Source organism: Mesorhizobium sp. M1A.F.Ca.IN.020.04.1.1 (assembly GCF_003997315.1).
Lineage (GTDB): Bacteria > Pseudomonadota > Alphaproteobacteria > Rhizobiales > Rhizobiaceae > Mesorhizobium.
Map to the genome: position 1 here is coordinate 1 of NZ_RZSN01000219.1, position 8,301 is coordinate 8,301.

The window sequence follows — 8,301 nt, forward strand, 5'->3', positions numbered from 1 at the left end:
CGTCAGGTCAACGCGAAGGCAAGGGTTTTGCCCAGCCTGCGATGTAAATGCTTCGTGCGCTAAATCGATACACGCGTGGAGATATCGCCACCTCGGCTTGCCAAGCGTTTGCGCAGTTTCTAAAGCTCGCACGCCCGGCAAAGCTGGCGGCCGGCCCGCGCCGGTTGAGGGAGGTGACGATTGGCCCCAGAACGGTCCACCGGCAATCGGATCGGCGCCGAAGACATTCGTCGCCGCAAGGGCGGCGTGCCGATCGTTTGTCTAACCGCCTATACCTATCCGATAGCCCGCATGCTCGATCCGCATGTCGACCTGCTTCTGGTCGGCGACAGCGTCGCCATGGTGCTGCATGGCCATGCCACGACGCTCGGCGCTTCGCTGGAGATGATGATCGCGCACGGACAAGCGGTGATGCGTGGCTCCGCAAAGGCCTGTGTGGTGGTCGACATGCCGGCAGGCAGCTACGAGGTATCGGTGGCGCAAGCTGTTGCCTCGGCAAGGCTCATCATCGGCGAGACGGGCTGCCAGGCGGTCAAGCTCGAGGGCGGGGTCGACATGGCCGCCCAGATCGCGGCAATCGTCGCGGAAGGCATCCCGGTCATGGGCCATATCGGCCTGCAGCCGCAGTCGGTGGACAAGGACGGCGGCTACAAGATCAAGGGCCGGAGCAGGGAAAACATCGCCGCCCTTTTTCGCGACGCCGAAGCGGTTGAAAAGACCGGCGCCTTCTCGGTCGTCATCGAGGGCACGGTCGAGGCGGTGGCTTCGGATCTCACCCGCCATATCGCGATCCCGACCATCGGCATCGGCGCCAGCGGCGACTGCGACGGCCAGATCCTGGTCGTAGACGACATGATCGGTATGACCGTCGACCGCGTGCCGAAATTCGTCAAGGAATACGCAAAGCTGCGCGACACCATTGCGGATGCGGCGGCGCGTTACGCCGACGAGGTGCGCAGCCGCGCATTTCCCGGACCTGACCACGTTTTTTCGGCGGCATCGGGCAAGGACCAGGCATGAGCGGGCCAATCGTCGTCGAGAGCGTTGCGGCCCTTCGCGCGCAGATCCGGGATTGGCGCCGGGATGGCCTCAAGATCGCCATGGTGCCGACCATGGGCGCGCTGCATGACGGCCACATCTCGCTGGTCAGGATCGCGCTCGAAAAGGCCGAGCGCTGCGTCGTCTCCGTCTTCGTCAATCCGACCCAATTCGCGCCGACCGAGGACCTGGAAAAATATCCGCGCCAATTGGCCCGCGATCTCGACCAACTGCGGGAAGCAGGCGCACATCTGGCCTTCACGCCAGGCGTGGCGGAAATGTACCCGGCCGGCTTCGCCACCAAAATCTCGGTCGGAGGCCCCTCCTCCGGCCTGGAGACGGATTTTCGGCCTGCCTTCTTCGACGGCGTCGCCACTGTCGTGGCCAAGCTTTTCCTGCAGGCAGCGCCCGACTGTGCCGTGTTCGGTGAGAAGGACTACCAGCAGCTTTGCGTTGTCAGGCAGCTGTGCCGTGATCTCGATCTGCCGGTCGAGATCGTCGGCGCGCCGACCGTGCGTGATTCCCACGGCCTCGCCATGTCGTCGCGCAACGCCTATCTCGGCGCGGCCGAGCTCAAGATCGCGCGCAAATTCAACGTGGTTCTGCGTCAGACCGCGGCCGAGCTCGCATCCGGCGCGGATGAGGCACGTGCGGTGAATGCGGCTGCGGAAGCGCTCGTCAGCGCGGGCTTTCGGAAGGTCGACTACGTCGCCGCGCGGGAGGCCGCAACGCTCGCGCCCTGGCGACGAGACCGCGACGGCCGCCTGCTCGCGGCGGCCTGGCTCGGCACCACCAGGTTGATCGACAATGTGGAAGTCCCAGCTACCTGATCTGTGCTGATCAGCCCGGCGTCTCAGGCAGCGTTCAGTCCATCGCGCACCGCACCATCCGCTGGCCGAGGTGCACCTGTGCGAGGGCAGGTTTGATCGCGGGGATCGGCGCGATCAATCAAAACCCTGCGATGAGGCAATGGGCATCCGCCGGCGCTTTAGCCGAGCCGCTTCTCCAGGATGAGTGCGGGCCATCCCGAACTGCCGCCGCAATCCGCTGTCCTGCCTGCCGTCCGAAATCCGTTCGCCTCGTAGAAGGCGATCGCCGCCGCATTCGCCTGCTCGACCTCGAGACGCAGCGTCCGCATCTGCGGAAAACTGGCCTCGACTTCGTCGAGCAGCGCCTGGCCGATCCTTTGCCGCTGACAATCCGGAGATACGTAGAGCTGGTTCAGAAGGACGATCTTCGGGTCGGCGGTCGCGGCCGCGAAAGCCATGCCGCCAAGCCGCTTGCCATCGTCAGCGACCAGGAATTCGGAATTCGGCCGGGCCAGTTGCGCCTTGAGCGAAGCAAGAGAATGCCAGTCGTCGGTGATCGCCGTTACATGCTCGGCGCCGTAAATGGCGTCATAGGTCGCATGCCACGTCTCGACCAGCAGCGCGCGGATCGCACCAAGATCGCGCTCGCTGGCGGTGCGGACGAACATCGCGCTATTCGATGCCGAGCTTGGCCTTGACCAGTTCGTTGACCGCCTGCGGGTTCGCCTTGCCGCCGGTCGCCTTCATCACCTGGCCGACGAACCAGCCGGCCATGGTCGGCTTGGCGCGCGCCTGCTCGGCCTTGTCCGGATTGGCGGCGATGACCTCGTCGACCGCCTTCTCGATGGCGCCGGTGTCTGTCACCTGCTTCATGCCGCGGCTTTCGACCAGTTGGCGCGGATCACCGCCCTCGTTCCAGACGATCTCGAACAGGTCCTTGGCGATCTTGCCGGAGATCGTGCCCTCCTTGATCAGGTCGACGACGGTACCGAGCTGCTCAGGCGAAAGCGGAGCGTTTTCAATATCTTTGCCAGCCTTGTTGAGAGCGCCCAGCAGGTCGTTGATGACCCAGTTGGCGGCAAGCTTGCCGTCGCGCCCCGAGGCCACCTTCTCGAAGTAGTCGGCGACCGGCTTTTCCGACACCAGCACCGAGGCGTCGTAGGGCGATAGGCCGAGCGAGCCGATCAGCCGCGCCTTCTTCTCGTCCGGGAGTTCCGGCAGATGCTGTGCCAGATCATCGACATAGGCCTGGCCGAATTCCAGCGGCAGAAGGTCGGGGTCGGGGAAATAGCGGTAGTCATGCGCCTCTTCCTTGGAGCGCATCGAGCGCGTCTCGCCCTTGTTGGGGTCGAACAGGCGCGTCTCCTGCTCGATCGCGCCGCCGTCTTCGAGGATGGCGATCTGACGGCGCGCTTCGGACTCGATGGCCTGGCCGATGAAGCGGATCGAGTTGACGTTCTTGATCTCGCAGCGCGTGCCGAACGCGCCGCCCGGGCGGCGCACCGAGACATTGACGTCGGCGCGCAGCGAACCCTCGTCCATGTTGCCGTCGCAGGTACCGAGATAGCGCATTATGGTGCGCAGCTTGCTGACATAGGCCTTGGCCTCGTCGGCAGAGCGCATGTCCGGCTTGGAGACGATCTCCATCAGCGCAACGCCGGACCGGTTGAGGTCGACATAGGACATTGTCGGATGCTGGTCGTGCATAGACTTGCCGGCATCCTGCTCCAGATGCAGGCGCTCGATGCCGACCTCGATGTCCTCGAACTCGCCCTGCCGGTCCGGTCCGACCGAGACGATCACCTTGCCTTCGCCGACGATCGGCTGCTTGTACTGCGAGATCTGATAGCCCTGCGGCAGGTCCGGGTAGAAATAGTTCTTCCGATCGAAGACCGACTTGTGGTTGATCGCGGCCTTCAAGCCCAGCCCAGTGCGGATCGCCTGCTTGACGCATTCCTCGTTGATCACCGGCAGCATGCCGGGCATCGCCGCGTCGACCAGGCTGACATTGGCGTTGGGCGCCGCGCCGAAAGAGGTCGAGGCGCCGGAGAACAGCTTTGCCTCGGACGTCACTTGCGCATGCACTTCGAGCCCGATGATGATTTCCCAGTCGCCGGTGGCGCCGGAGATCAGGCGTTTCGGGTCGGGCGTGCGGGTATCGATGATGCTCATGGAGGCCTATGGGTCGCATTTGTGGCTGGCGCGATTTTGCTTATCGCGTTGCGAAAATCGCATCACTCGCTAGTGCAAACCGTTCCTTGAGACAAGTCCAAAGCCGCGCGCAGGCCTCCAGGCAGCTTGCGCTTGTAAGCCCACGGGCTGTGCTGCCGGCACCTTCCCGCCTGTATCAGGCGGTGGCGATGTAGGCCCGGATCTCCTCGGCCTCGCGCTCCACATCCTCGATCCGGCGCTTGACCACATCGCCGATCGACACGATGCCGTCGAGCATCCCGTCCTTCTCCACCGGCAGGTGGCGGAAGCGACCCTTCGTCATGATCTCCATGACCTCGTTGACCGTGTGGTTCTCGTTGCAGATCTTGACCTTCGGCGTCATGGCCGATCGGACCGGAATATCGAGCGCGGCCGCGCCCTCCCTGGCCAATACTCGCACGATGTCACGCTCGGAAAGGATGCCGACGATCTTGCGGTCGCCATTGGTGATGACCAGCGCGCCGATCCTATGCTCGGTCAGGATGCGAATGGCTTCGCTCAGCTTTTCATTAGGCCCGAGTGTGAACACGTCATGGCCTTTTTGCTCAAGAATTGCCTTCACAGTCATGGCGTCCTCCTGTGCCTTGCCCGCCGGCTCCTGCCCCTGACCGGCATTCACGTTCCGGTGAACATGGTGCGCCGTGATTGGTTGCATTTCAAGTGCGCCGCAGTGCTACTCGGGCGGCTGGGGCCGATCGAAAAAGCGCACGCCGAAAAAGCCGGCGACAAAGCCGCCGATATGGGCTTCCCAGGCGATCTGTCCCTCGATCCCCGGCGCAAAGCCGAGAAGGCCGGTCGCGAGGTTGATCACCATCCAGACGCCGAGGAAGGTCATGACGCCGCGCGAACGCAGCACGATTGCGATCGGCAACGGCTCGCCGGCGAAGGCCGCCTGGCCTGACGAGCGATCGATACGGAACCCGTAGCGCGCCGCCGCTCCCATCATGCCCGAGATCGCGCCCGACGCGCCGACCAGCGGCATCTCGCCATAAGGGTGCATGGCCCAGAACAGCGCGACCGAAGCCAGCCCGGTCACGGCGTAGAACACCGCAAACCGGGCCGCGCCGAAACGATTGGCGAGCGGTGAGCCGAAAGCGGCAAGCCAGACCATGTTGACGGCAATGTGGGCGAGGCCCCCATGCATGAAGGCGTAGGTGAAGGGGCGCGTGAACAGAAACCAGTCGAAGCCGTATTGGCCGGTGTAGAGCACCGGAATGAAAGCTCCGTCGTAGAGCAGCGTCATTTGCTGGTCGTCGTTCAGCACATATCGCTCTAGCAGGAAGACGATCGCGCAGATCCCCATCACCGCCAGCACAACCGGCGGCAAGTTGAACACCGGCTCGCGGCGCGGCTCCGGCGCTTCGTCATCTGGTTGCAATTCGGATTCGGTCGGTGTTACCGGCTCGCTCATGGCCTCTTCGCAGCTGGCTGGAGACTCGATTTCGGCCGAGCATGTAGTTCACGCCTGATCGAATCACAAATCGCGAATCGCCCCAAGCTGAATCGGATAGGGCCTGGATCGGCGACGCGAATCAAAAGAAAGCCGTCCAGGTTTCCCTGAACGGCCGGTCGAGTCCCCTGCTCCCCGAAAACTGACTGAAGTGCTGCCGATCGCTGCTGAAACGACCGTTTTGGAGTGGTTTTTGATGTGCCACAGGCCCCGTCGGCGTGCAACGTAAACCACTTGTTAACCTTAACGGCCCCGAGACGTGAACAAACGTTAACGATGCTGGCACGCATCCTGCTCCGCACCGCATGAAGGTCATCGGAGGGCGCCCTGTCTGTTCGCCGATGGGACAACAAGAAAGACAGATTGCCGGAGCGGAATGGAAATGAATCAGAACGGATCAATCGCGCTGTTCCAATATTGGAACCGGCTGCGTGATGGCCGCCCGGCTCCGAAACGCTCGGAAGTGGAGCCGGCGGACATCAAGACGCTCCTGGCCGATACATTCATCCTGGAGCGCGACACACGCGCCGAAGCCGTGTTCCGGCTGGCCGGCACCAGGCTCTGCGCCTATTACGGCCGCGAGCTCAAAGGGTTTTCCTTCCCCTCGCTCTGGCGCGAGAAGGACCAGCGGCTTATGTCGCGTCTCATCCACGGCGTCTTCGACCAGAAATCGGTGCTGCTTCTGACGTATGAAGGATTCAGCCGAAACGGTCGTTCCAGCAAGTTCGAGCTGCTGGCGCTGCCGCTCGATGGCGGCGTCGAGAGCCCTCGCTGCCTCGGCATCGTCAGCGCCGCGGATCGGCCGTTCTGGCTTGGTGCCGACCCGCTCGCCGACGCCCTGATCGACGCGATCCGGGTCATCGATCCCGACAAGGACCCGATGTTCCTGAAGAACCGGCCGGCGATCGATGTTCCGTCGCTCGTGCCGACGGAGTTCGACGCGCCCGAGACCATTTCGGCGCTCGGCCGCGTACGCCGGATACGGCATCTCGTCGTCTTCGACGGCGGGCGCAACGAGTAGAGCGGAGCGCGAGATTTTGCCCCGATCTGGTCCAGGCCTTTGCCTTGCGTGGGCGTCCGCCCCCAACCCATTTGGGCCGGCTTTTTCCCGTTTGTTAACCTGCTTTGCTGTAGCTTTTTCCGGTGAAATTCCTCGCACGTCGCGCGGAATGCCAACGGGGTGTAGGCAGTCATGAGGTCAGCGGCGGAATTTGCGCCGTCCCGTGTGGAGCGGCGCAATTTTCAGCGTGTCCGGGTGAAAATCTACGGACGCTTCATGCTGGAGGACCGCACGGAACACGCGTGCCAGGTGATAGACATGTCGCCAGGCAATGTCGCCTTGCGCACCGATCGCGTCGGCATGCCGGGGGAAAAGGTCATTGCCTATATCGATCACATCGGTCGCATCGAAGGCATCGTGACGCGCACCTCGCAGGACGGTTTCGCGATGACCGTCATCGCTTCGGACCGCAAGAAGGACAAGCTCGCCGCGCAGCTCACCTGGCTTGCGAACAAGCATGAGCTCGACCTGCCGGAAGACCGCCGCCACGAGCGCGTCGCGCCGCGCAATCCGATGAGCGTGCTGCAGCTCACCGACGGGCGACAGTATCAGTGCCGCATCATCGACCTGTCGCTCTCGGGCGCGGCGATCGAGATCGACGTCAAACCAGCAATCGGCGTGCAGGTCATGCTGGGAACGATGCGCGGCCAGGTCGTGCGTCACTTCGAGGACGGCGTCGCCATTGAGTTTGCCGTCATCCAGCGGCCGGAAACCTTGGATTCGGAATTCAACGCGCCGCGGTCCTGACCGCTTAGAATGCGGACATGCATCCAACCGGCCTCCAGCGGCCGGTTTTTTGTTGGCCGGATCAGGGCCTTCTAGCAGCCGGGCGGCATGTCGAGAAGCCACGTGATCCGGGTGCGGCGGCCGGTTTAGATTCTCAACAATCCGCAGTCGAGATAGTTCAAATTTTATATTTAATCTACGGGCGTTTTACTCAATCTCTACTTCCGGTTTTTGCGTCAAATAAATCCCAACGTGGCACAGTCTCTCTCAAACGGGGAGACTACCATAATGAAAATGACGAGGGGCAAGCTGTTGCTCTTGGCAATGGCGATGCAGCTTTCCGCCTGGGGCACGGCAAGCGCGGGACCGCTGTTCATGCATACGGGTGGCCGCACCGCCCAGCCCGTCGGCCATTATGAACTCTGCCAGCGTATCCCCATCGAATGCAATGAGAGGACGCCGAATGGGTCTCCTGTCGAGCTGACCCGCAAGCTGTGGGCGACGATGATCAAGGTCAACAATTCGGTCAACACCCGCGTCAAGCCACGTACCGATATGGAGATCTACGGGGTCGAGGAATACTGGGCCTATCCCGACAACGGTTTCGGCGACTGCGAGGACTTCGCGTTGGAGAAGCGCCGCGAATTAATGGCCGCCGGTGTCCCCGCCGGCGACCTTTTGATGACGGTCGTGCGCCAGCCGAACGGCGACGGCCACGCGGTGCTGACGGTGCGCACCAGCCTCGGCGAGTTCATCCTCGACAATCTCGAGCCGAAAGTGCTCGCCTGGAACGACACGGTCTACACCTACCTCAAACGTCAATCGACAGAGAATTCAGGCATTTGGGTTTCGATCAACGACGGCCGCGAGGACGCGGTCGCCAGCGTCCGCTAGGATCCCAATGCATGCTGCCCCAAGATGCGCAGGGCTTTTGGGGCAACACGAAGAGATTAAGCACGCCGCATTCATACGGCGTGCCTGGAAAAAGCCCGGTCGAGTCCCCACCC

Annotated in this window: 9 protein-coding genes; 5 read left to right on the forward strand and 4 right to left on the reverse strand. The window is 62.8% G+C overall.

The window, feature by feature from the left end; genetic code table 11:
• Positions 1–180 precede the first annotated feature (180 nt).
• Together panB and panC are read left to right on the forward strand one after the other, a co-directional pair.
• On the forward strand, positions 181–1,020 hold the full coding sequence (gene panB, locus EOA49_RS28320; RefSeq protein ID WP_127243486.1) for a 3-methyl-2-oxobutanoate hydroxymethyltransferase: 840 nt from the start codon (positions 181–183) through the stop codon (positions 1,018–1,020).
• Entirely contained in the window at positions 1,017–1,868 is an 852-nt protein-coding gene (gene panC, locus EOA49_RS28325) for a pantoate--beta-alanine ligase (RefSeq protein ID WP_127241602.1), read from the forward strand. The genes panB and panC overlap by 4 nt, the downstream gene beginning before the upstream one ends.
• Before the next feature lie 158 nt (positions 1,869–2,026).
• Here panC and EOA49_RS28330 read toward each other — a convergent pair whose 3' ends face one another.
• From EOA49_RS28330 to EOA49_RS28345, 4 genes are all read right to left on the reverse strand, one after another.
• A complete protein-coding gene (locus EOA49_RS28330) occupies positions 2,027–2,515 on the reverse strand; it encodes a GNAT family N-acetyltransferase (RefSeq protein ID WP_127241601.1) in 489 nt (162 codons plus the stop codon).
• 4 nt (positions 2,516–2,519) lie between these two features.
• Positions 2,520–4,019, reverse strand: coding sequence for an Asp-tRNA(Asn)/Glu-tRNA(Gln) amidotransferase subunit GatB (gene gatB, locus EOA49_RS28335; protein WP_127241600.1), 1,500 nt, complete (start codon positions 4,017–4,019; stop codon positions 2,520–2,522).
• 175 nt (positions 4,020–4,194) lie between these two features.
• Positions 4,195–4,626 (reverse strand): CBS domain-containing protein, encoded by a 432-nt coding sequence (locus EOA49_RS28340; protein ID WP_066989480.1) that lies wholly within the window; start codon positions 4,624–4,626, stop codon positions 4,195–4,197.
• Between the two features lie 105 nt (positions 4,627–4,731).
• A complete protein-coding gene (locus tag EOA49_RS28345) occupies positions 4,732–5,469 on the reverse strand; it encodes a rhomboid family intramembrane serine protease (RefSeq protein WP_127241599.1) in 738 nt (245 codons plus the stop codon).
• 421 nt (positions 5,470–5,890) lie between these two features.
• Here EOA49_RS28345 and EOA49_RS28350 point away from each other — a divergent pair, with 421 nt between their 5' ends.
• The 3 genes from EOA49_RS28350 to EOA49_RS28360 all read left to right on the forward strand — a co-directional run bounded on the left by EOA49_RS28350 (position 5,891) and on the right by EOA49_RS28360 (position 8,188).
• Positions 5,891–6,529: a PAS domain-containing protein gene (locus EOA49_RS28350; protein WP_067321654.1), complete on the forward strand. Its 639-nt coding sequence runs from the start codon at positions 5,891–5,893 to the stop codon at positions 6,527–6,529.
• A gap of 171 nt (positions 6,530–6,700) precedes the next feature.
• Positions 6,701–7,315 carry a PilZ domain-containing protein gene (locus tag EOA49_RS28355; protein ID WP_067321610.1) on the forward strand — a complete coding sequence of 205 codons (615 nt, stop codon included), beginning with the start codon at positions 6,701–6,703 and terminating at the stop codon, positions 7,313–7,315.
• Positions 7,316–7,582: 267 nt separating this feature from the next.
• Positions 7,583–8,188 (forward strand): transglutaminase-like cysteine peptidase, encoded by a 606-nt coding sequence (locus EOA49_RS28360; protein ID WP_127241598.1) that lies wholly within the window; start codon positions 7,583–7,585, stop codon positions 8,186–8,188.
• The last annotated feature ends 113 nt before the right edge of the window (positions 8,189–8,301 follow it).